The organism is Streptomyces sp. HNM0574 (genome assembly GCF_012726235.1).
In the GTDB taxonomy this organism is placed as follows: Bacteria; Actinomycetota; Actinomycetes; order Streptomycetales; family Streptomycetaceae; genus Streptomyces.
On record NZ_JAASAH010000004.1, the window covers coordinates 192,396 to 212,483 of the forward strand.

The following is a 20,088-nucleotide window of genomic DNA, read 5'->3' on the forward strand; positions in this document are numbered from 1 at the left end:
GCCCGCCCCGGAGAACCGGGGCGGGCGGCCCGTGGGTGTGCGCGGGCGGCCGGTCAGCCGCGTCCTCCGGCCGCCGCCTCGGCGGTCCCGCCGGAACCGGCGCCGTTCCCTTCGTCCTTGGGGGACTTGGGGGACTTGGAGCCCTTGCCGTCCTCGGGCTCGGCGTCGGACCCGGCGTCACGGGAGTCCCCGCCGTCCTCGCCGTCCTGGTGTCCCTCGTCCTCCTCGTCGGCGCCCGGCTCGACGACCTCCTCGCGGCCGGGGCGGCGCTTCGCCGAGACGACGATGTAGGCCACCGCGGCGACGAAGACGACGATCGACGTCCAGTTGTTCAGCCGCAGGCCCAGGAAGTGGTGGGCGTCGTCGACGCGCATGTACTCGATCCAGAACCGGCCCACCGTGTACGCCGCGACGTACAGCCCGAAGGCGCGGCCGTGGCCGAGCCGGAAGCGGCGGTCGGCCCAGAGCACCAGCAGCGCGACGCCGATGCACCACAGCGACTCGTACAGGAAGGTCGGGTGGTACGTGGCCAGGTCGGGGGTGTCCACGGGCCGGTGCTGCGGGTCGATCTCCAGCGCCCACGGCAGGTCGGTGGCGCGCCCGTACAGCTCCTGGTTGAACCAGTTGCCCCAGCGGCCGACGGCCTGGGCGAGGGCGATGCCGGGCGCGACGGCGTCCGCGTACGCCGGGAGCGGGATGCCCCGGCGGCGGCAGCCGATCCAGGCGCCGACCGCGCCGAGCGCGACCGCGCCCCAGATGCCGAGTCCGCCGTCCCAGATCTTGAACGCGTCGACCGGGTTCCGGCCCGCACCGAAGTACAGCTGGTAGTCGGTGATCACGTGGTACAGGCGGCCGCCGACGAGGCCGAAGGGCACGGCCCAGACGGCGATGTCCGCCACCGTCCCGACGCGTCCGCCGCGCGCGACCCAGCGGCGTCCGCCGAGCCAGACGGCGAGGAACACACCGGCGATGATGCAGAACGCGTAACCGCGCAGCGGGACCGGCCCGAGATAGATCTCGCCGGCCGAGGGACTGGGGATGAATGCAAGCGTCTCCATGGCGAGCCCGACGCTACCCTGCCGGGCCGCACACCGAGCAATCCGCCCGGTGCAACGGCTCCGTAACGGGCCGCTCGCACCGGGCGGGGAACATCTGGCGGGGGCGGGTCAGGACTTCGCCTCGACCTTCTTCCTCAGGTCCTTCGGGGTGATGGGCTGGGCGTCGGCGCCGTACAGCTCCTTGCCGTCGAGGAGGATCGTCGGCGTGGCCTGGTGGCCGGACTCGGCGAAGGCCTCGCCGGACTTCTTCACGTCGTCCGCGTGCTTCTCCTCCTGCACGCAGCTCTTGAAGCTCTCGCCGCTCAGCCCGTCGACCTTCTCCGCGAGCTTCAGCAGCAGCTTCTCGTTCGCGAACGCGTCGTCCTGCTCCTGCGGCTGGTTCTGGAAGAGGACGTCGTGGTACTGGCTGAAGCGGCCCTCGTCCTGGGCGCACATCGCGGCGTTCGCGGCCTTGCGGGAGCCGGAGCCGCGCATGTTGTCGTCGATGATCGTGACGAGGTGGTACTCCGTGCGCAGCTTCCCCTGCTTCTCCAGGTCGTGGATGGTGCTGCGGAACTGGTTCTCGAACTGGCCGCAGGCCGGGCAGCGGAAGTCCTCGTAGACGGTGAGGGTGGCCGGTGCCGCCTTCTGCCCCACCGTGATCGGCTTCGCGTCCGCACCGCCCCCGCCGCCGTCGTCGCCGCCCGTCTGGGAGACAGCGACGCCGATGCCCGCGGCGACCGCCAGCACGGCGACGATCGCGCCGCTCATCTTCAGCACCCGGCCGCGCTTCTCACGTGCGCGGTCCTGCTCGCGCTGCTCCCGCAGCCGCTCGCGGGCACTGCTCTTTCCCTCGGAGTTCCTCTGGCTCATCACGCCCTGAGCCAACGACCCGGAATTGCGGCGGCGTTCACGCCCACCGGCCGTTTCCCTCGAATGAGCGAAGGCCGCACACGACGGCGCGCGCGGCCCGGAACTGGTGTCCGGACCGCGCGCGCCGCACCGTCCCGCCGCGGGGCCTTCGCTCAGTCCCGCCGGACGCCCCGCGCCAGCTCGGCCGCGAGGGCGCGGACCCCGGTGAGGCCCGCGTCCAGGTCGTCCTCGTGCGCCAGCAGTTCCTTGACGAAGGCGGAGCCGACGATGACGCCGTCGGCGAAGCCGGCGACCTCGGCGGCCTGGGTCGCGTTCGAGACGCCGAGGCCGACGCAGACCGGCAGGTCCGTCGTCGCGCGGGTCCGCCGGACCAGCTCCTGCGCCTCGTTGCCGACGGACTCGCGGGTGCCGGTGACACCCATCAGCGAGGCCGCGTAGACGAAGCCGCTGCCCGCCTCGGTGATCTTCGCGAGCCGCTCGTCACGGCTGCTGGGCGCGACGACGAACACGGTGGCCAGCCCGTGCGCCTCCGCCGCCTTCCGCCACACCTCGGACTCCTGCACCGGCAGGTCGGGCAGGATGCAGCCGGAGCCGCCCGCCTCGGCGAGCTCCGCCGCGAACCGCTCGACGCCGTACCGGTCGACCGGGTTCCAGTACGTCATGATCAGCACCGGCTTGCCGGTGGCCGCGTGGGCCTCGCGCACCGTGCGGATGACGTCCGCGATCCGGACGCCGCCGCGCAGCGCCACGTCGTCCGCGGTCTGGATGACGGGGCCGTCGAGGACCGGGTCGCTGTGCGGCAGGCCGACCTCGACGACGTCGCAGCCGCTCTCCAGCAGCGCGGTGCACGCCTGGATGCCGCCCTCGACGGTGGGGAACCCGGCGGGGAGGTAGCCGACCAGCGCCGCGCGGTTCTCCTGCCTGGCCTGCGCGAGCGTCGCGTTCAACAGCTCGATGGTGCCGCTCACTTGTCCGCCCCCTCGGCGCCCTCGGAGGCGCTCTCGTCGCTGCCGTCGTACAGCCCGAAGTACCGCGCGGCGGTGTCCATGTCCTTGTCGCCGCGCCCGGAGAGGTTCACCAGGAGCAGCCCGTCGGGGCCGAGTTCGCGGCCCAGCTCCAGGGCTCCGGCGAGGGCGTGCGCGCTCTCGATCGCCGGGATGATGCCCTCGGTCTCGGAGAGCAGCCGGAGCGCGCGCATGGCCTCGTCGTCGGTGACGGGCCGGTACTCGCCGCGTCCGCTGTCCTTGAGGTAGGCGTGCTCGGGGCCGATGCCGGGGTAGTCCAGACCGGCCGAGATCGAGTACGGCTCGGTGATCTGGCCCTCGTCGTCCTGGAGCACGTAGCTGCGGGAGCCGTGCAGGATGCCGGGCTCGCCGACGGAGAGCGTCGCCGCGTGCTCGCCGGAGGGCACCCCGTGCCCGGCGGCCTCCAGTCCGACCAGGCGTACGCCCTCGTCGGGCACGAACGCGTGGAAGAGGCCGATGGCGTTGGAGCCGCCGCCGACGCAGGCGGCCACCGCGTCCGGCAGCCGTCCGGCGCGCTCCAGGATCTGCCGCCTGGCCTCGACGCCGATGACCCGGTGGAAGTCCCGGACCAGCTGCGGGAAGGGGTGCGGCCCGGCGACCGTGCCGAACAGGTAGTGGGTGCGGTCGACGTTGGCGACCCAGTCGCGGAACGCCTCGTTGATGGCGTCCTTCAGCGTCCGGCTGCCCGAGGCGACGGGGACGACCTCGGCGCCCAGCATCCGCATCCGCGCCACGTTGAGCGCCTGCCGCTGGGTGTCGATCTCGCCCATGTAGATGGTGCATTCGAGGCCGAAGAGAGCGCAGGCGGTCGCGGTGGCGACGCCGTGCTGTCCCGCTCCGGTCTCGGCGATGACGCGGGTCTTGCCCATCCGCTTGGTGAGCAGCGCCTGGCCCAGCACGTTGTTGATCTTGTGCGAGCCGGTGTGGTTCAGGTCCTCGCGCTTGAGGAACACCCGGGCGCCGCCCGCGTGCTGGGCGAAGCGCGGCACCTCGGTCAGGGCGCTGGGCCGCCCCGTGTAGTTGACCAGCAGGTCTTCCAGCTCGGCCGCGAAGGCCGGGTCGGCCTTGGCCTTCTCGTACTCGGCCGCGACCTCGTCGACGGCGGCGACGAGCGCCTCGGGGATGAACTTGCCGCCGAAGGCGCCGAAGTACCCCTCGGCGTTCGGCACCCGGCCCTCGGGGTCGGGAATGAAGTAGTCGGACATCCGACGTGCTCCTTGTGCGGGATGACGGGATGAAGGTGGGTCCACCGTGGGCGCGCTCCGGCCCTCCCGGACACGGCGCCGCGACGGCGCGTCAGCGGTACGGCCCGGGCCGCGGGCGTACCGGGCACGGGCCCATGATGCGGCGGGCGGTACGGCGGGACGCGTCAGCGGCGAGGGGACACGCGCCGGCGGCCGGTCCGGGCCGCGCAGGGGCGGGAGCGGACGCGGCGGGGCGTGCGGGAGGGGGTCAGAGCGCGAGCGTACCGGGCCATCGGCGCCCGTTGATCTGCCCCGGTACGGAGCCGATGTGGTAGCGCACCCGCCGCCCGTGCACCCGGCGTGCCGGTGCCCGGCAGCCGCGCGGACGGCAGCCGCGGGCGAGCGCCGCGTACGGTCCGTACGCGGTCGCGTCGCCCGGGTGCTGCGCGGTCATCCCCGGTCAGCCCTTCCCGTGCCGGATGGCGGGGTGGGCGCCGGCGGCGACGAGGTCGGCGACGGCGGTCTTGGGGTCCTTGCCCGTCACGAGGGACTCGCCGACGAGGACGGCGTCGGCGCCGTCGTTGGCGTAGGCGATGAGGTCGTGCGGGCCGCGGACGCCGGACTCGGCGATCTTGACGATGTGGTCCGGGATCTCGGGCGCGATCCGCGCGAAGTTGCCGCGGTCGACCTCGAGGGTCTTGAGGTTGCGCGCGTTCACGCCGATGACCTTGGCGCCGGCGGCGACGGCACGCTCGGTCTCCTCCTCGTCGTGCACCTCGACCAGCGGCGTCAGGCCGATCGACTCGGCGCGCTCGATCAGCGAGACCAGGGCCTCCTGCTCCAGCGCGGCCACGATCAGCAGGACGACGTCGGCGCCGTGCGCCCGCGCCTCCCACAGCTGGTACGCGGAGAACATGAAGTCCTTGCGCAGCACCGGGATGTCGACCTTGGCGCGCACGGCCTCCAGGTCGGCGAGCGAGCCGCCGAAGCGCCGCTGCTCGGTGAGGACGGAGATGACGGAGGCGCCGCCGGTCTCGTAGTCGGCGGCGAGGGCGGCCGGGTCGGCGATCGCGGCGAGCGCGCCCTTCGACGGGCTGGAGCGCTTGACCTCGCAGATCACCTTGATGCTGTCGCCCTTGAGGGCGGCGATGCCGTCCTTGGCCTGCGGGACCTTCGCGGCGCGTTCCTTGAGCTCGTCGAGACCGACGCGCGCCTGCCGCTCCGCGAGATCCTCGCGCACACCTTCGATGATCTCGTCGAGCACACTCACGCGAGGGCCCCCTTCTTGGTCGCTTCTCGGCTGCCTTCCGGCTGCTTTTCCTAACGTCCGGGCTGTTCATCGGCCCGTACCCACCCCGTGACGGAGCACTGGAGAGGATGGGATCACGCACTGCGATGGTATCCGGCACCCGGCGGACCGTCCGCATCCGGTGACGGAGAATCCCACATACCGGATAAAGCCCCCGCATTTCGGTGCCCCGGCGCCGGACGGGAACCCCCGCCGCGCACCGGCGTCAGGGCGCGAGGGCCGCGCCGAAGGGCAGATTCCGGACCACGGTGAAGGCGAGCGTCAGCCCGCCCAGCGCCCACAGGTGCGTCCGGCTCAGCGGCACCGAGGTGGGCAGCCCGCGCGCGGCGCGCACCACCCAGACGAGCCAGAACACCGCGAAGGCCACGAACGCCGCCACGGCCAGCACGTTCGTCGCGAGCGCGGTCGTCAGCTCGCCGTGCGCGACGGCGTGCGCCGTGCGCAGCCCGCCGCAGCCCGGGCAGTAGATGCCGGTCAGGTACAGCAGCGGACAGGTCGGGTAGTGGCCCGGCTCGTTCGGGTCGACCGAGCCCACGTACGCGAACGCCGCGCCGACGGCCACCAGGGTGCCGACGGGCGCGGCGAGGCGCGGCACCGGCCTCAGGAACCGGTGCCGCGTGAAGACGGAGCTCCGCTCCTCGCTCAGGACTGCTGCCCCTGCGGCTGCTGTCCGGCGTATCCGTGCGTCTTCGGCTGGCCCAGGCCCGCGGCGCGCATCGCCATCCCGACGACGCCACCGGCAGCGATCACGACCAGGCCCGCCACGACGCCCAGCGGCTGGGCCATCACCATGAAGGCTCCGCCGATGCAGAAGCCGATTATGGCGATGATGACGCCGGTCCACGCGGCCGGGGTGTGTCCGTGGCTGTTGCCCGACATGTGTGCTCCTCGTAGAGATCAACTCGGTGGGCCGCAGGGCCCCGCTCCGGGGTCATTCTCTCCCGACGCCCCGAAGCCGCCGATCAGGGGGTGCCGTTGGGCTTGTCACGGGTGGTGTCCGCCGCCGTGTCGGCCAGATCCTCCGCGTCCTCGGCCGGGTCCTGCGCGGTGCCGGTGGGGTCCTCGCCGCGGTCCAGGGCCTTCCACAGGTCCTCGGGGCGGTCCGGGTCCACCGCGGGCGCGGTGCGCGGCTTGCGGGGGCCGCGCTCGTACCGGCCGCTGCCGGCCATCGACGGCCACGCGCGGCCGAACCACAGGGCCAGCAGCCCGGCCAGCAGCAGCAGCGCGCCGCCGACGGCCGAGAGGTAGGGCCAGCTGCCGATGTGCACGGTGTCGACGGTGGCCTGCGCGAGGCCGCTGGCCTCCGCCGCCTTCTCCTCCAGCGGCGCGGTGTCCCGCGCGCCCGCGAGCGCGGAGACGAGGGTGCCGACGCCGCACAGCGTCAGCAGCCCCGCGACGACGAGGCGTCCGGCGCGGCGCACCGCGAACACCGCGACCAGCGCGGCGAGTCCGACCAGCGCGAGCGCACTGGGCAGGCCCGTCGCCTCGCTGCCCTTGACCTCGACGGGCAGCGTGCCCTGGGCGAAGGAGACCGAGGACTCGCTCCAGACCTGGCCCGAGGCGACCAGCGCGAGCGCCGCGCCCACGGCGCCGCACAGCAGCGCGAGCGCCAGCGCGCGGCGCGGCGCGCGGGAACGCGCCGCGGGCCCGCCGCCGGGCGCGTCCGGGGCTTCGGCCGGGGCGGCTTCGGGGGCCGCCTCGGCTGAGGGGTTCTCGGCGGGGTCCTGCGGCTGGGGAGGGCCGTCCGGGGCTGGGGAAGTCACCGTTCCACGCTACCGCCGAGCCGTCCGGCCGTTCCGACCGCCCTCAGGACGGCCGCCGCCTTGTTGCGGCACTCGGTGTCCTCGGCCGCCGGGTCGGAGTCCGCGACGACGCCCGCACCGGCCTGGACGTAGGCGGTGCCGTCCTTGAGCAGGGCGGTGCGGATGGCGATCGCGGTGTCGGCGTCACCGGCGAAGTCCAGATAGCCGACGCAGCCGCCGTAGACGCCGCGCCGGGTGGGCTCCAGCTCGTCGATGATCTGCAGGGCGCGCGGCTTGGGCGCCCCGGAGAGGGTGCCGGCGGGGAAGCAGGCGGTGAGCGCGTCCAGCGCGGTGCGCCCGGCGCCGAGGCGTCCGGTGACGGTGGAGACGATGTGCATGACGTGGCTGTAGCGCTCGACGGACATGAAGTCGACGACCTCCACGCTGCCCGGTTCGCAGACCCGCCCCAGGTCGTTGCGGCCGAGGTCGACCAGCATGAGGTGCTCGGCGCGCTCCTTGGCGTCGGCGAGCAGCTCCTCGGCCAGTGCCGTGTCCTCCTGCGGGGTGGCGCCGCGCGGCCTGGTCCCGGCGATGGGGTGCATCATCGCCCGCCCGTCCTCGACCTTGACCAGGGCCTCGGGGCTGGAGCCGACGATGTCGAAGCCGTCGTGCCCGCCCTCGCCGCCGATCCTGAGCAGGTACATGTACGGGCTCGGGTTCGTCGCCCGCAGCACCCGGTAGACGTCGAAGCCGCTCGCCTCGCACGGGGTCTCGAACCGCTGCGAGGGCACGACCTGGAAGGCCTCGCCCGCGCGGATGCGTTCCTTGACGTCCTCGACCCAGCCCCGGTACGTGGCGCCGCCGGAGCGGGCGGTGAACTCCGGGAGCCGCGAGGCCGGGAGCGCCGCCGGGGGCACGGGCGCGGGGCGGGCGAGGTCGGCCGTCATCGCGTCGAGGCGGGCGACGGCGTCGCGGTACGCCTCGTCCACGCCGGTGTCGAGGTCGTTGTGGTTGATCGCGTTGGCGATCAGGAGGACGGTGCCGTCCCGGTGGTCGAGGACGGCCAGGTCGGAGGCGAGCAGCATGGTCAGCTCGGGCAGGCCGAGGTCGTCGGCGGTCTCGGTGCCCTCCGGCTCGTCCCCGGTGCGGATCTTCTCCAGGCGCCGGACGACGTCGTAGCCGAGGTAGCCGACCATGCCGCCGGTGAACGGCGGCAGGTCCGTGCCCTCGTGCAGGTCGCGCGGGGTGTGCAGGGCCTCGACGGTCTCCCGCAGGGCGCGCAGCGGGTCGCCGCCGGTGGGCACGCCGACGGGCGGCTCGCCGATCCAGTGCGCCTGCCCGTCCCGCACCGTCAGCGCGGCGGAGCTGCGGACGCCGATGAAGGAGTAGCGCGACCAGGTGCGCCCGTTCTCGGCGGACTCCAGCAGGAAGGTGCCGGGGCGGCCGTTCTCGCCGTCCGTGCCGGGCTCCGAGCAGGCGAGCTTGCGGTAGAGCGCGATGGGGGTGTCGCCGTCGGCGAGCAGCCGCCGGGTGACGGGGATGACTCTGCGGTCCTTCGCGAGCGTGCGGAAGCCCTCGGGGGACGGGGTGACCGCGGCGTCGAGGCCGGGCGCGGCGGGGCCCGGGACGTGCGGCGCCCCGGGGGCGTCGGAGGTGGAGGTGCGGGACGCGGCGAGAGACGCGTCGGGGGATGCGGAGCCCGTGGTCATGGTGGGGAAGCGTACTTGCCGCGCGCCCCGCCGCCCCGGCCGCCCGCGCGGGTCGGCGCCGACGAGTGGCCGGGGGCCCGAACGGGCGTCGGGGTACGGGGAGTTGACGTGCGGCCGCGGGGTGTCAGCCGAGCGGGAGGACGTCCGCGTCGAAGCAGGTGCGGTCGCCGGTGTGGCAGGCGGCGCCCTCCTGGTCGACCTTGACGAGCACGGTGTCCGCGTCGCAGTCCAGCGCGACGCTCTTGACGTGCTGCACGTGCCCCGAGGTGTCGCCCTTGACCCAGTACTCCTGGCGGCTGCGGCTCCAGTACGTCGCGCGGCCCGTGGTGAGGGTGCGGTGCAGCGCCTCGTCGTCCATCCATCCGAGCATCAGCACCTCGCCGGTGTCGTGCTGCTGGGCGACGGCGGGCAGCAGGCCGTCGGCGTTGCGCTTCAGCCGGGCGGCGATCGACGGGTCGAGGGAGCTGGCGGGTTCGGGGCTCGCAGACATGCGGCCATTCTCCCGCAACCGCGCGAGGCATGGTCACGGACCGGCGTACGGACCGTTCACGTCCCGGTGGGCGCGGCTTCACCGGGGACGGGAACGCTGCGCGGCATGACCACCCGCGCCCCCGCCTCGCCCCGTGTGACCGTCCTCGCCCTGGCCGGAGTGCTGCTCGCCTCGGCGGCCCTGGCCTTCACGGCGGTACTCGCCCTCGCGGACGGCGGGGACGCCGGACCCGCGGAGAACGGCACGGACGGGAGAGCGCCCGCCGACGGCAAGGCGCTCGGCGTCGCGGCGCCCGCGTCGCCCGTCCCGTACGTCCGGCTGCGCGCCGGGGACTGCTTCGACCACCCGGGGCTGAGCCGCGACGTGACGAAGACGGAGCGGCGCCGGTGCACGGGCCCGCACGACGGCGAAGTCGTCGCCGAGCGGCGGCTGAAGGGCACCTTCCGTTCCGAACGGGACCTGCGGGAGCGGTCGCTGGCGCTGTGCGCCGACGCGGCCCGGCAGCGCCTCGCCCGGATTCCGCAGGACGGCCGCGCCTACCGCCCGTACGCGGTGCACCCCGCGCTCGGCACGTACGAGCAGCGGGAGGGGACCACCGTCGCCTGCGCCCTCACCCTGCGCGGGGCGGACCAGGAGGCCGCGGACGGGCCGGAGTTGACGGCTCCGCTCCCGGGCGCCTGAACCCGGTGGCCGGCGGGCCGACGCGGCCGTCCGGGTGCTCGCGACCGAGGGGGTGCGCGCCTACGATTGCCCGCATGTCGACCCATGCCAAGCGCGAACGTCTCCTTCTGGCCGACCTGTTGGAGAGCTCAGGACCCGAGGCCCCGACCCTGTGCGAGGGCTGGAAGACCCGCGACCTCGCCGCTCACGTCGTGGTGCGCGAGCGCCGCAGCGACGCGGCGGGCGGCACCCTGTTCAAGCCCCTCGCGGACCGACTGGCCCGGGTGCAGGCGGAGTTCGCGGCCAAGCCGTACGAGGAGCTGATCCAGCTGATCCGTACGGGGCCGCCGAAGATGTCGCCGTTCGCGCTCAAGCAGTTCGACGAGGCCGCCAACACCGTCGAGTTCTACGTCCACACCGAGGACGTCCGCCGGGCCCGGCCGGACTGGACGCCCCGCGAGCTGGACGAGGTCTTCCAGGAGGCGCTGTGGAAGCGGCTGGAGACCGCGGCGGCGCGGCTCTTCGGCCGCAAGGCGCCCGCCGGTCTCGTGCTGCGCCGGCCCAACGGGCAGACGGTCGTGGCCCGCAAGGGCACGCCCGTGGTCACCGTCCTCGGCGAGCCCTCGGAGCTGCTGCTCTTCGCCTCGGGCCGGCAGAGCGCCGCGCAGGTGGAGACGGAGGGCGACAAGGAGGCCGTCGCCCGCGTCAGCGAGGCCGCGCTCGGCATCTGAGCGCACGCCCCGCGGGGGCCGGAGAGCCGTGTGCGGTCAGTCCGTCACACGGCTCTTCTTGCTGTACAGCAGGTCCTGGTACTCGGGGTGCTTCCCGATCCAGGACGCGTAGAACGGGCAGACGGGCAGCACGGCCAGGCCGGCCGTGCGGGCCGCGTCCAGGGAGTTGCGGGCCAGCGCCGAGCCGACGCCCTGCCCCTCGTAGTGCGGGTCGACCTCGGTGTGGACGAAGGCGATCAGCTCGCCGGTCCGCAGGTACTCCGCGACCCCGGCGACGGCTCCGCCGTACCGCGCCTCGTACCGGCTCTCCTCCGGGACGTCCACCACATCGGGATACCGCGTCATCTGCCGCACCTCCGCCGGTCCGCTCTGCGTCCACCCTCACAAACCCCCGGCCCGCCCGCGACCGCGCCCGGGCTCAGTCCTCCGCCGGGTCCGCCGTCGCGCCGGCCGCCGGGGTCGTCGAGGCGGGTACGGAGCGTTCGATGATGCGCTGGAGCTCGCGTGCGGCGCGGGGCGGGGAGACGTCGCCGCGGTGCGCGACGGAGATCGTCCGGTGCAGCCCGGGCGGCGCGAACGGGGTGACGCGCAGGCCCGAGCGGTCGGCCACCATGCGGGGCACCGCGGCCACGCCGAGCCCGGCCCGTACGAAGCCGAGTACCGCGTCCATCTCGCCGCCCTCGACGGCGAGGACCGGCTCGAAGCCCTCGGCCCGGCAGGCGGCCGTCGTCAGCTCCCGCAGGTCGTAGCCGCGCCGGAACATCGCCAGCGGCCGGTCCCGCAGGTCGGCGACGCGCATCCGGCGGCGGCGCACGGGTGCCGGCTCGTCCGGTGAGGAGACCACGACGAGGTCCTCGCGCAGCAGCTCGGTGGTCGCCAGCGCCGGGGCCTGGACGGGGAGCGGGGTGACGACGAGGGCGAGGTCGAGCGCCCCGTCGGCCAGCGCGCGGACCAGGTCCTGCGAGCCGCCCTCGTGCACCTGGAGCTCGACGCCCGGGTAGCGGCCGCGGAAGTCGCGCAGCACGTCGGGCACCAGGCTGGCGCAGAGGCTGGGCGGCGCCCCGAGCCGTACCCGGCCGCGCCGCAGCTGGGCGACCTCCTGCACCTCGCGGCGCGCGGTCTCGGCGTCGGCGAGGATGCGGCGGGCCAGCGGGAGCAGGGCCTCGCCCGCGTCGGTGAGGGCGATGTGGCCGCGTGCGCGGTGGAAAAGCTCGGCGCCGAGCTCCCGTTCCAGGGCGCGGATCTGCTGCGAGAGGGAGGGCTGGGCGACGTGCTCGGCCTCGGCGGCGCGAGTGAAGTGGCGGGTGTCCGCGACGGCCGTGAAGTAGCGGAGCTGGTGGAGCTGCATGGGTGCAGCATAGGCAGGCCGCATAGCCAGAGGCTATGGAAAGCAGCCGCACCATCTCTTGGACTGATTGCTGCGCGGTCCTTAGCGTCAACAGTCATGGCAACGGCGACAGGGACGCGCCCCGGCACGGCGCGAAAATCGGGCAGCCCCGGGCAAGGGGGCGACGGCCGCAGGGCCCCGCGGACGACGGCCGGGCTGCTGTGGCACTCGACGATCGGCAAGAAGACGGTGATGGCGGCCAGCGGGCTGCTGATGCTGGCCTACCTCGTCGTGCACATGCTCGGGAACCTGAAGATCTTCTTCGGCTCCGCCGACTTCAACGGCTACGCGCACTGGCTACGCACCATCGGCGAACCGCTGCTGCACCACGAGTGGTTCCTGTGGATCGCCCGCGTCGTGCTGCTCCTCGCCGTCGTCGCGCACGCGGTCTGCGCGTACCAGCTCAGCCGCCGCGACATCGCCGCGCGGCCGGCCAAGTACGCGCACCGGAAAGCCCGTACGAGCTACGCGACGCGCACCATGCGGTGGGGCGGGATCATCCTCGGGCTGTTCAGCGTCTGGCACATCCTCGACCTGACGACGCTGACGGTGAACGAGCACGCCGTGCCCGGGCACCCGTACGAGAACGTCGTCGCGAGCTTCTCCACCTGGTACGGCAACACGATCTACATCGTCGCGATGCTCGCGCTCGGCCTGCACGTGCGGCACGGCTTCTGGAGCGCGGCGCAGACGCTGGGCGCCGGGCGGAAGACCCGCGACCGGCTGCTGAAGGGGGCCGCGAACGCGCTGGCCCTGGTCCTGACCCTCGGCTTCCTCGCCGTCCCCGTGGGCGTGATGACCGGATTGGTGAGCTGAACATGACCGCATACGCGCACTACACCGTCGGCGAACCCGTCACCGACACCAAGGCACCCGAGGGGCCGATCGCCGGGCGCTGGGACGAGCGCCGGTTCGCCGCGAAGCTGGTGAACCCGGCCAACCGGCGCAAGCACACCGTCATCGTCGTCGGCACCGGTCTCGCGGGCGGCTCCGCCGGGGCGACGCTGGCCGAACAGGGCTACCACGTCGTCCAGTTCTGCTACCAGGACTCGCCGCGCCGGGCGCACTCCATCGCCGCGCAGGGCGGCATCAACGCGGCGAAGAACTACCGCAACGACGGCGACTCGGTGCACCGGCTGTTCTACGACACCGTCAAGGGCGGCGACTTCCGCGCCCGCGAGTCGAACGTGCACCGGCTCGCGCAGGTCTCCGTCGAGATCATCGACCAGTGCGTCGCGCAGGGCGTCCCGTTCGCGCGCGAGTACGGCGGGCTGCTGGACACCCGCTCCTTCGGCGGCGTCCAGGTCTCCCGCACCTTCTACGCGCGCGGCCAGACCGGGCAGCAGCTGCTGCTCGGCGCGTACCAGGCGCTGAGCCGGCAGATCGCCGCGGGCAACGTCGAGATGCACCCGCGCACCGAGATGCTCGACCTGATCGTCATCGACGGGCGGGCCCGCGGCATCGTCGCCCGCGACCTGGTCACCGGCCGCGTGGACACCTACTTCGCGGACGCGGTGGTGCTGGCCAGCGGCGGCTACGGGAACGTCTTCTACCTCTCCACCAACGCCAAGAACAGCAACGCGACGGCCGTCTGGCGCGCGCACCGGCGCGGCGCGTACTTCGCGAACCCCTGCTTCACGCAGATCCACCCGACCTGCATCCCGCGCTCCGGCGACCACCAGTCGAAGCTGACGCTGATGAGCGAGTCGCTGCGGAACGACGGGCGGATCTGGGTGCCGAAGGCCAAGGGCGACACCCGTCCGCCGGCCGAGATCCCCGAGGAGGAGCGCGACTACTACCTGGAGCGCATCTACCCCTCGTTCGGCAACCTCGTCCCCCGCGACATCGCCTCCCGCCAGGCCAAGAACGTCTGCGACGAGGGGCGCGGCGTCGGGCCCGGAGGCCAGGGCGTCTACCTGGACTTCGCGGACGCCATCCGGCGGATGGGCCGCAAGGCCGTCGAGGAGAAGTACGGCAACCTCTTCGACATGTACGAGCGGATCACCGCGGAGAACCCGTACGAGGTGCCGATGCGCATCTACCCGGCGATCCACTACACGATGGGCGGGCTCTGGGTCGACTACGACCTCCAGACCACCGTTCCGGGCCTGTTCGCGATCGGCGAGGCCAACTTCTCGGACCACGGCGCGAACCGGCTCGGCGCCTCCGCGCTGATGCAGGGCCTGGCCGACGGCTACTTCGTCCTCCCCTCCACCATCAACGACTACCTGGCCAGGCACCCGCACGGCGAGGACGTCGACGAGGACCACCCGGCCGTGCGGGAGGCCGTCACCGAGGTCACCGACCGGCTGTACGCGCTGCTGTCCAACAACGGCGACCGCACCCCCGACTCCTTCCACAAGGAGATCGGCGAACTGGTCTGGGAACACTGCGGAATGGCCCGTACCGAGGCCGGGCTGCGCAAGGCGCTGGAGCGGATCCCGGAGATCCGCGAGGAGTTCTGGCGCCGCATCCGCGTACCGGGCAGCGGCGAGGAGCTCAACCAGCAGCTGGAGAAGGCCAACCGCGTCGTCGACTACCTGGAGCTGGCCGAGTTGCTCTGCCTGGACGCGCTGCACCGCGCCGAGTCCTGCGGCGGCCACTTCCGCGAGGAGAGCCAGACCCCGGACGGCGAAGCGGCCCGCAGGGACGAGGAGTTCGGCTACGCCGCCGCCTGGGAGTTCACCGGCACCGGCACGGCACCCGTCCTGCACAAGGAAGACCTGGTCTTCGAGTACGTCCACCCCACGCAGCGGAGCTACACATGAGCGGCACGTCCACTTCCCCGATGAATCTGACGCTGCGGATCTGGCGGCAGTCCGGGCCCGCTTCGGACGGCTCGATGGTCACCTACGAGGTGAAGGACGTCTCCCCCGACATGTCCTTCCTGGAGATGCTGGACACCCTCAACGAGGACCTGATCGTCCGCGGCGAGGAGCCCGTCGCCTTCGACCACGACTGCCGCGAGGGCATCTGCGGCGCCTGCGGCATGGTCATCAACGGCGACGCGCACGGGCCCGAGCGGACCACGACCTGCCAGCTGCACATGCGGCACTTCGCGGACGGCGACACGATCGACATCGAGCCGTGGCGGGCCTCCGCCTTCCCCGTGGTGAAGGACCTGGTCGTCGACCGCTCCGCGTTCGACCGGGTGATCGGCGCGGGCGGCTACGTCGGCGTCCCCACCGGCTCCGCGCCCGAGGCGCACGCGACGCCGGTGCCCAAGCCCGTCGCCGACGCGGCCTTCGAGCACGCCGAGTGCATCGGCTGCGGCGCCTGCGTGGCCGCCTGCCCGAACGGGGCGGCGATGCTCTTCACCTCGGCGAAGGTCAACCACCTCAACGCACTGCCGCAGGGCGCCCCGGAACGCGAGTCCCGCGTGCTGGACATGGTGGGGCAGATGGACGAGGAGGGCTTCGGCGGCTGCACCCTCGCCGGCGAGTGCGCCACGGCCTGCCCGAAGGGCATCCCGCTGTTCTCCATCTCCGCGATGAACCGCGAGTACCTCCGCGCGGCCCGCAAGGGCGGCAGGCCCGCGGGCTGACGCGCACGGGAGGCGGCGGGATGTCGCGGCGCGGGGGCCGGTTCCGTACGCGGCGGAAGGTGGGAGGACTCCCGCCGGCGCCGGGACCGGCCCGTCCCTCCTCCTGGCCGCGGCACCCGCCGCGCCCCGTGACCGCGGCGGTCACCCGCGGCGCGGGGCCGGAGCGCCGGACCGCCCGGGGATGGCACCGCGGGAGGGTCCGTCACTCGAACAGGCAGCACGCTAAGCGCGCCCGCACCACCGGCACAAGCTCTTCACAGTCGTCACTTCCTCAACGACCCACGCGGTACCGGACGTTGAGGCTCACACCTCGGCCGTCCCGATCAGCCCCTCGCGCGTGACCAGCCCCACGAGCTCCTCCTCGGACATCCCGTCGGTGCCGGACGGGCGGCGCGGCAGCACCAGGTACCGGCTCTCCGCGCTGGAGTCCCACACCCGGATCTCCGTCTCCTGAGGCAGCGTCAGCCCGAACTCCGCCAGCACGGCCCGCGGTTCACGCACCACCCGCGAGCGGTACGCCTCGCTCTTGTACCAGGACGGCGAGGGCCCCAGCAGCCCGATCGGATAGCACGAACACAGCGTGCAGACCAGGACGTTGTGCTGCCCGGGACCGTTCGCGACCACCTTCAGCCGCTGCTCCTGGATACCGCCCGCCATGGAGAGCCCGACCTCGGGCAGCGCCGCGTTGGCGTCCGCCAGCAGCCGCTCCCGGAAACCCTCGTCGCACCAGGCACGGGCGACGATCCTGGCCCCGTTCACCGGCGAGGCGTTCGCCAGGAACCGCCCCAGCACGGCGTCGAGTTCGGCGTCCTCCACCACCCCGGCGGAGATCAGCCGCTCCTCCAGCCGCCGCACCCGCGCGGCCACCGGCGTACTCGTGTGCTGCCCGCTCATGCCGCCGCCTCCAGATACGACTCCCACAGATCCACGGTCACCTCGTGCGTCCCCTCGCCCCACAGGTCGCGCGCCGCGAAGGCGACCGTGTACACCGGCTCGACCCGCGGCCGGTCGCTGCCCGCCGCGAGATCGTCCGCCAGCGGCCAGCTGCCCGTCAGCTCGACGACCCGGCCCGTGCAGCCCCGCGCGTACCTGGGCAGCCGCGTGTGCCCCGCCGGGTCCCCGGGCCGCGCCCGTACGGCGTCGCCCGGGCCGAAGCGCGCCTCAGCCATCGAGCACACCCCGCTCCTGCGTCAGCGTCTCGATCGCGGCCAGCCAGCGCTCGTAGTACGAGGCGGCCAGGTACTCCTGCGGCGGCATCCGCTCGACCGCGTCCCGGAACTCGTCCAGCGTGTACACCCCGCGCCGCACCAGCGTCACGTTCAGCGCGTACACCCGCGCCTCCCAGTCCGCATGAAACGGAGGCTCCCCCTCCTCCACCACCACGGCCCCGAACCCCGTCTGCCCACCTACGTCATTGACCCGGCTCATGACCTCACCCTAGGCGTGCCCGAACCCCCTCACCAGGGCACACCGGAGCCTGAGCGGCAGGCCCCGGCGCCCCTCAGCGCACCGGATACCCCGCCCCCGCCAGCGTCTGCTTGACCTCGGGGATGCGGAGGTCGCCGAAGTGGAAGACGGAGGCGGCGAGGACCGCGTCGGCGCCTGCGGTGACGGCCGGGGGGAAGTGGTCGAGGCGGCCGGCGCCGCCGGAGGCGATGACGGGGATGGTGACGTGCTTCCGCACGGCCTCGATCATCGTGGTGTCGTAGCCGTCCTTGGTGCCGTCGGCGTCCATGGAGTTCAGCAGGATCTCGCCGGCGCCGAGGTCGGCCGCACGGTGGGCCCACTCGACGGCGTCGATGCCGGTGCCGCGGCGGCCGCCGTGGGTGGTGACCTCGTAGCCGGAGGGCGTGGAGGTGCCCTCGGGGCAGCGGCGGGCGTCGACGGAGAGGACCAGGACCTGGCTGCCGAAGCGCTCGGCGATCTCCCGGATCAGCTCGGGACGGGCGATCGCCGCGGTGTTGACGCCGACCTTGTCCGCGCCCGCGCGCAGCAGCTTGTCCACGTCCTCGGGCGCGCGGACGCCGCCGCCCACGGTGAGCGGGATGAAGACCTGCTCGGCGGTGCGGCGGACCACGTCGTAGGTGGTCTCGCGGTCGGACGAGGAGGCGGTGATGTCGAGGAAGGTCAGCTCGTCGGCGCCTTCGGCGTCGTAGACCTTGGCCATCTCCACGGGGTCGCCCGCGTCCCGCAGGTTCTTGAAGTTGACGCCTTTGACGACCCGCCCGGCATCGACGTCCAGGCAGGGGATGACGCGTACGGCCACGGACATCTTGTGCGACTCCTTGCAGGTGAGAAAGGGAGAGGGATCAGGTACCGGACGGGGCCCGGTACGCCTCCAGCTCGACCTCGGCGAGTACCCGCGGGTCGAGGAAGCCCGAGACGACGACCACCGTGGTCACCGGCCGTACCGCGTCGAAGAGTTCCTGGTGCGCGCGGCCGGCCTCCTCCACGTCCCGGGTGTGCGTGAGGTAGATCCGGGTGCGGACGACGGAGGAGGCGTCCAGCCCGAACTCCGCCAGCGCCTCCAGCGCCGCCTGGAAGGCCGCCCTGGTCTGCTCGTACGGGCCGCCCTCGACGTGCAGCACCCCGTCGACGACGGGCATCGTGCCCCCGACATGGACCCGGTCGCCCGCCGCGACGGCGCGTGCGAACCCTATGGCGTCCTCCCAGGGACTGCCGGACTGCACGCGCTCCACGCGGCTGGACGACTCGGGGTCAGGGGTCATGCGGCCACAGCCTCCAGGGCTTCTTCCAGGGTGAACGCCTTCGCGTAGAGGGCCTTGCCGACGATGGCGCCCTCCACACCCTCTCCCACCAGCGTGGCGATCGCACGCAGATCGTCAAGGGAGGAGACCCCGCCGGACGCGACGACGGGCCGGTCGGTGGCGGCGCAGACGTTGCGCAGCAGCTCCAGGTTGGGGCCCTGGAGGGTGCCGTCCTTGTTGATGTCGGTGACGACGTAGCGGGCGCAGCCCTCGGAGTCCAGGCGGGCGAGGGTCTCGTAGAGGTCGCCGCCGTCCCGGGTCCAGCCGCGTCCGCGCAGCGTGCGGCCGCGGACGTCGAGGCCGACGGCGATCTTGTCGCCGTGCTCGGCGATGACCTTGGCGACCCACTCGGGGGTCTCCAGCGCGGCGGTGCCGAGGTTGACCCGGCGGCAGCCGGTGGCCAGGGCCGCGGCGAGCGAGGCGTCGTCGCGGATGCCGCCGGACAGCTCGACCTTGATGTCCATGGAACGGGCGACCTCGGCGATCCGCTCCCGGTTGTCACCGGTGCCGAAGGCGGCGTCGAGGTCGACGAGGTGCAGCCACTCGGCGCCGGAGCGCTGCCAGGCGAGGGCGGCCTCCAGCGGGTCGCCGTAGGAGGTCTCCGAGCCGGATTCGCCGTGCACGAGGCGCACGGCCTGGCCGTCGCGGACGTCGACGGCGGGGAGGAGTTCGAGCTTCGGCATGGTCGGCTGCTTCTCCGGTTCTTGGATGTGCGTCGGATGCGGTGGGGGCGCCGGAGGTTAGAGCGTGCCGACCCAGTTGGCCAGCAGCCGGGCCCCGGCGTCCCCGGACTTCTCGGGATGGAACTGGGTCGCCCACAGCGGGCCGTTCTCCACGGCCGCGACGAACGGCGCCGCGTGCTCGGACCAGGTGACCCTGGGCGCGGCCATCGCCGGGTTGCCCGTCTCCAGCTCCCACTCGTGCACGGCGTAGGAGTGGACGAAGTAGTACCGCTCGTCCTCCGGGAGCCCGGCGAAGAGCCGCGAACCCTCGGCGGGACGGACGGTGTTCCAGCCCATGTGCGGGACGGAGTGCTCGGCGTCGGCCTTCATCGGGCCGACCGTGCCGGGCCACTCGTCCAGGCCCTCGGTCTCGATGCCGTGCTCGATGCCGCGCGAGAACAGCGTCTGCATGCCGACGCAGATGCCCATCACGGGGCGCCCGCCCGCGAGCCTGCGCCCGATGATCCAGTCACCGCGCGCCTCGCGGAGGCCCGCCATGCACGCGGCGAACGCGCCCACGCCGGGGACGAGCAGCCCGTCGGCCGCCATCGCCCGGTCGTAGTCGCGGGTGATCTCGACCTCGGCGCCGGCGCGGACGAGGGCACGCTCGGCCGACCTGACGTTCCCGAAGCCGTAGTCGAAGACGACGACGTATCTGCTCATGACCACACATCCAACCGCAGCGCACCGGCCAGCAGCGCCATCCCGGCACCGATCCCGAGCAGCACGATCACGCCCGTCGGCATCTTCTGCTTCCAGAACGAGACGGCACCACCGAGCAGGAACAGCCCGACGAAGAACAGAAGGGTCGAAATGCCGTTCACAGTTCCCCTCCGTTCGCTTCTCCGCCCGCGCGGCACCCCGCGGCTCTCGTCCCCGTCTGCGGCCCGGCAGCCGCGCGTGCGTC

General features: G+C 73.2%; 26 protein-coding genes. 5 read left to right on the top strand and 21 right to left on the bottom strand.

The genetic code is table 11. From position 1 onward, the window contains the following. Positions 1-53: 53 nt before the first annotated feature. From lgt to hisI, 11 genes are all read right to left on the bottom strand, one after another. Positions 54-1,058: a prolipoprotein diacylglyceryl transferase gene (gene lgt / locus HCC30_RS09865; protein WP_169442043.1), complete on the bottom strand. Its 1,005-nt coding sequence runs from the start codon at positions 1,056-1,058 to the stop codon at positions 54-56. Positions 1,059-1,166: 108 nt separating this feature from the next. Then, positions 1,167-1,910, bottom strand: a complete 744-nt coding sequence (locus tag HCC30_RS09870; RefSeq protein ID WP_169442253.1) for a thioredoxin domain-containing protein — start codon at positions 1,908-1,910, stop codon at positions 1,167-1,169. 152 nt (positions 1,911-2,062) lie between these two features. Then, positions 2,063-2,878: a tryptophan synthase subunit alpha gene (gene trpA, locus HCC30_RS09875; protein WP_169442044.1), complete on the bottom strand. Its 816-nt coding sequence runs from the start codon at positions 2,876-2,878 to the stop codon at positions 2,063-2,065. Beyond that, positions 2,875-4,140, bottom strand: a complete 1,266-nt coding sequence (gene trpB, locus HCC30_RS09880) for a tryptophan synthase subunit beta (RefSeq protein ID WP_169442045.1) — start codon at positions 4,138-4,140, stop codon at positions 2,875-2,877. Before trpB ends, trpA begins: the two co-directional genes overlap by 4 nt. A gap of 247 nt (positions 4,141-4,387) precedes the next feature. Beyond that, positions 4,388-4,573 carry a hypothetical protein gene (locus HCC30_RS09885; RefSeq protein WP_169442046.1) on the bottom strand — a complete coding sequence of 62 codons (186 nt, stop codon included), beginning with the start codon at positions 4,571-4,573 and terminating at the stop codon, positions 4,388-4,390. A 6-nt stretch (positions 4,574-4,579) separates the two neighbouring features. Beyond that, on the bottom strand, positions 4,580-5,389 hold the full coding sequence (trpC, locus tag HCC30_RS09890) for an indole-3-glycerol phosphate synthase TrpC (RefSeq protein ID WP_169442047.1): 810 nt from the start codon (positions 5,387-5,389) through the stop codon (positions 4,580-4,582). A gap of 244 nt (positions 5,390-5,633) precedes the next feature. After that, positions 5,634-6,023, bottom strand: coding sequence for a DUF2752 domain-containing protein (locus HCC30_RS09895; protein ID WP_346776564.1), 390 nt, complete (start codon positions 6,021-6,023; stop codon positions 5,634-5,636). Between the two features lie 47 nt (positions 6,024-6,070). Further along, positions 6,071-6,307, bottom strand: a complete 237-nt coding sequence (locus HCC30_RS09900; RefSeq protein WP_169442048.1) for an HGxxPAAW family protein — start codon at positions 6,305-6,307, stop codon at positions 6,071-6,073. Positions 6,308-6,390: 83 nt separating this feature from the next. Further along, complete coding sequence (locus HCC30_RS09905; protein ID WP_169442049.1) at positions 6,391-7,191, bottom strand: TIGR02234 family membrane protein; 801 nt, start codon at positions 7,189-7,191, stop codon at positions 6,391-6,393. Then, the gene (locus HCC30_RS09910; protein ID WP_169442050.1) at positions 7,188-8,879 is read right to left on the bottom strand and encodes an anthranilate synthase component I; all 1,692 of its coding nucleotides are present in this window, start codon (positions 8,877-8,879) and stop codon (positions 7,188-7,190) included. Before HCC30_RS09910 ends, HCC30_RS09905 begins: the two co-directional genes overlap by 4 nt. Positions 8,880-9,003: 124 nt before the next feature. Then, on the bottom strand, positions 9,004-9,369 hold the full coding sequence (gene hisI / locus HCC30_RS09915) for a phosphoribosyl-AMP cyclohydrolase (protein WP_169442051.1): 366 nt from the start codon (positions 9,367-9,369) through the stop codon (positions 9,004-9,006). Between the two features lie 105 nt (positions 9,370-9,474). On the opposite strand from hisI, the gene HCC30_RS09920 reads away from it, so the two are divergent. Then, positions 9,475-10,050 carry a hypothetical protein gene (locus HCC30_RS09920; RefSeq protein WP_169441892.1) on the top strand — a complete coding sequence of 192 codons (576 nt, stop codon included), beginning with the start codon at positions 9,475-9,477 and terminating at the stop codon, positions 10,048-10,050. Positions 10,051-10,124: 74 nt separating this feature from the next. Then, on the top strand, positions 10,125-10,760 hold the full coding sequence (locus tag HCC30_RS09925) for a TIGR03085 family metal-binding protein (RefSeq protein WP_169442052.1): 636 nt from the start codon (positions 10,125-10,127) through the stop codon (positions 10,758-10,760). 36 nt (positions 10,761-10,796) lie between these two features. Here HCC30_RS09925 and HCC30_RS09930 read toward each other — a convergent pair whose 3' ends face one another. Together HCC30_RS09930 and HCC30_RS09935 are read right to left on the bottom strand one after the other, a co-directional pair. Continuing rightward, positions 10,797-11,105: a GNAT family N-acetyltransferase gene (locus HCC30_RS09930; RefSeq protein ID WP_169442053.1), complete on the bottom strand. Its 309-nt coding sequence runs from the start codon at positions 11,103-11,105 to the stop codon at positions 10,797-10,799. Positions 11,106-11,178: 73 nt separating this feature from the next. Next, on the bottom strand, positions 11,179-12,108 hold the full coding sequence (locus HCC30_RS09935; RefSeq protein WP_169442054.1) for a LysR substrate-binding domain-containing protein: 930 nt from the start codon (positions 12,106-12,108) through the stop codon (positions 11,179-11,181). A 96-nt stretch (positions 12,109-12,204) separates the two neighbouring features. On the opposite strand from HCC30_RS09935, the gene HCC30_RS09940 reads away from it, so the two are divergent. Genes HCC30_RS09940 through HCC30_RS09950 form a run of 3 tightly spaced genes read left to right on the top strand, consistent with a single transcriptional unit; the run spans position 12,205 to position 15,691 of the window. Continuing rightward, positions 12,205-12,963: a succinate dehydrogenase gene (locus HCC30_RS09940; protein WP_169442055.1), complete on the top strand. Its 759-nt coding sequence runs from the start codon at positions 12,205-12,207 to the stop codon at positions 12,961-12,963. A gap of 2 nt (positions 12,964-12,965) precedes the next feature. Next, positions 12,966-14,915 (top strand): fumarate reductase/succinate dehydrogenase flavoprotein subunit, encoded by a 1,950-nt coding sequence (locus tag HCC30_RS09945; RefSeq protein WP_169442056.1) that lies wholly within the window; start codon positions 12,966-12,968, stop codon positions 14,913-14,915. 20 nt (positions 14,916-14,935) lie between these two features. After that, complete coding sequence (locus HCC30_RS09950) at positions 14,936-15,691, top strand: succinate dehydrogenase/fumarate reductase iron-sulfur subunit (RefSeq protein WP_169442255.1); 756 nt, start codon at positions 14,936-14,938, stop codon at positions 15,689-15,691. Between the two features lie 303 nt (positions 15,692-15,994). Here HCC30_RS09950 and HCC30_RS09955 read toward each other — a convergent pair whose 3' ends face one another. The 8 genes from HCC30_RS09955 to HCC30_RS09985 all read right to left on the bottom strand — a co-directional run bounded on the left by HCC30_RS09955 (position 15,995) and on the right by HCC30_RS09985 (position 20,005). Next, positions 15,995-16,585, bottom strand: a complete 591-nt coding sequence (locus HCC30_RS09955) for a nitrile hydratase subunit alpha (RefSeq protein ID WP_169442057.1) — start codon at positions 16,583-16,585, stop codon at positions 15,995-15,997. After that, positions 16,582-16,860 carry an SH3-like domain-containing protein gene (locus tag HCC30_RS28985; RefSeq protein ID WP_206323605.1) on the bottom strand — a complete coding sequence of 93 codons (279 nt, stop codon included), beginning with the start codon at positions 16,858-16,860 and terminating at the stop codon, positions 16,582-16,584. Before HCC30_RS28985 ends, HCC30_RS09955 begins: the two co-directional genes overlap by 4 nt. Further along, positions 16,853-17,119 (bottom strand): SH3-like domain-containing protein, encoded by a 267-nt coding sequence (locus tag HCC30_RS28990; protein WP_206323606.1) that lies wholly within the window; start codon positions 17,117-17,119, stop codon positions 16,853-16,855. The genes HCC30_RS28985 and HCC30_RS28990 overlap by 8 nt, the downstream gene beginning before the upstream one ends. Before the next feature lie 73 nt (positions 17,120-17,192). Next, a complete protein-coding gene (gene hisF, locus HCC30_RS09965; RefSeq protein WP_169442058.1) occupies positions 17,193-17,963 on the bottom strand; it encodes an imidazole glycerol phosphate synthase subunit HisF in 771 nt (256 codons plus the stop codon). Positions 17,964-18,000: 37 nt separating this feature from the next. After that, the gene (locus tag HCC30_RS09970; protein WP_169442059.1) at positions 18,001-18,420 is read right to left on the bottom strand and encodes a Rid family hydrolase; all 420 of its coding nucleotides are present in this window, start codon (positions 18,418-18,420) and stop codon (positions 18,001-18,003) included. After that, positions 18,417-19,142: a bifunctional 1-(5-phosphoribosyl)-5-((5-phosphoribosylamino)methylideneamino)imidazole-4-carboxamide isomerase/phosphoribosylanthranilate isomerase PriA gene (priA, locus tag HCC30_RS09975; protein WP_169442060.1), complete on the bottom strand. Its 726-nt coding sequence runs from the start codon at positions 19,140-19,142 to the stop codon at positions 18,417-18,419. Before priA ends, HCC30_RS09970 begins: the two co-directional genes overlap by 4 nt. Positions 19,143-19,199: 57 nt before the next feature. Then, the gene (hisH, locus tag HCC30_RS09980; RefSeq protein WP_346776565.1) at positions 19,200-19,850 is read right to left on the bottom strand and encodes an imidazole glycerol phosphate synthase subunit HisH; all 651 of its coding nucleotides are present in this window, start codon (positions 19,848-19,850) and stop codon (positions 19,200-19,202) included. Next, positions 19,841-20,005 carry a hypothetical protein gene (locus HCC30_RS09985; protein WP_169442062.1) on the bottom strand — a complete coding sequence of 55 codons (165 nt, stop codon included), beginning with the start codon at positions 20,003-20,005 and terminating at the stop codon, positions 19,841-19,843. The genes hisH and HCC30_RS09985 overlap by 10 nt, the downstream gene beginning before the upstream one ends. Between the last annotated feature and the right edge of the window lie 83 nt (positions 20,006-20,088).

Coding starts and splice junctions, on each gene's coding strand:
- lgt (WP_169442043.1), bottom strand. CDS start 1,058: ATGGAGACGCTTGCATTCATCCCCAGTCCCTCGGCCGGCGAGATCTAT.
- HCC30_RS09870 (WP_169442253.1), bottom strand. CDS start 1,910: ATGAGCCAGAGGAACTCCGAGGGAAAGAGCAGTGCCCGCGAGCGGCTG.
- trpB (WP_169442045.1), bottom strand. CDS start 4,140: ATGTCCGACTACTTCATTCCCGACCCCGAGGGCCGGGTGCCGAACGCC.
- HCC30_RS09885 (WP_169442046.1), bottom strand. CDS start 4,573: ATGACCGCGCAGCACCCGGGCGACGCGACCGCGTACGGACCGTACGCG.
- HCC30_RS09900 (WP_169442048.1), bottom strand. CDS start 6,307: ATGTCGGGCAACAGCCACGGACACACCCCGGCCGCGTGGACCGGCGTC.
- HCC30_RS09910 (WP_169442050.1), bottom strand. CDS start 8,879: ATGACCACGGGCTCCGCATCCCCCGACGCGTCTCTCGCCGCGTCCCGC.
- hisI (WP_169442051.1), bottom strand. CDS start 9,369: ATGTCTGCGAGCCCCGAACCCGCCAGCTCCCTCGACCCGTCGATCGCC.
- HCC30_RS09920 (WP_169441892.1), top strand. CDS start 9,475: ATGACCACCCGCGCCCCCGCCTCGCCCCGTGTGACCGTCCTCGCCCTG.
- HCC30_RS09925 (WP_169442052.1), top strand. CDS start 10,125: ATGTCGACCCATGCCAAGCGCGAACGTCTCCTTCTGGCCGACCTGTTG.
- HCC30_RS09930 (WP_169442053.1), bottom strand. CDS start 11,105: ATGACGCGGTATCCCGATGTGGTGGACGTCCCGGAGGAGAGCCGGTAC.
- HCC30_RS09935 (WP_169442054.1), bottom strand. CDS start 12,108: ATGCAGCTCCACCAGCTCCGCTACTTCACGGCCGTCGCGGACACCCGC.
- HCC30_RS09940 (WP_169442055.1), top strand. CDS start 12,205: ATGGCAACGGCGACAGGGACGCGCCCCGGCACGGCGCGAAAATCGGGC.
- HCC30_RS09945 (WP_169442056.1), top strand. CDS start 12,966: ATGACCGCATACGCGCACTACACCGTCGGCGAACCCGTCACCGACACC.
- HCC30_RS09950 (WP_169442255.1), top strand. CDS start 14,936: ATGAATCTGACGCTGCGGATCTGGCGGCAGTCCGGGCCCGCTTCGGAC.
- HCC30_RS09955 (WP_169442057.1), bottom strand. CDS start 16,585: ATGAGCGGGCAGCACACGAGTACGCCGGTGGCCGCGCGGGTGCGGCGG.
- HCC30_RS28985 (WP_206323605.1), bottom strand. CDS start 16,860: ATGGCTGAGGCGCGCTTCGGCCCGGGCGACGCCGTACGGGCGCGGCCC.
- HCC30_RS28990 (WP_206323606.1), bottom strand. CDS start 17,119: ATGAGCCGGGTCAATGACGTAGGTGGGCAGACGGGGTTCGGGGCCGTG.
- hisF (WP_169442058.1), bottom strand. CDS start 17,963: ATGTCCGTGGCCGTACGCGTCATCCCCTGCCTGGACGTCGATGCCGGG.
- HCC30_RS09970 (WP_169442059.1), bottom strand. CDS start 18,420: ATGACCCCTGACCCCGAGTCGTCCAGCCGCGTGGAGCGCGTGCAGTCC.
- priA (WP_169442060.1), bottom strand. CDS start 19,142: ATGCCGAAGCTCGAACTCCTCCCCGCCGTCGACGTCCGCGACGGCCAG.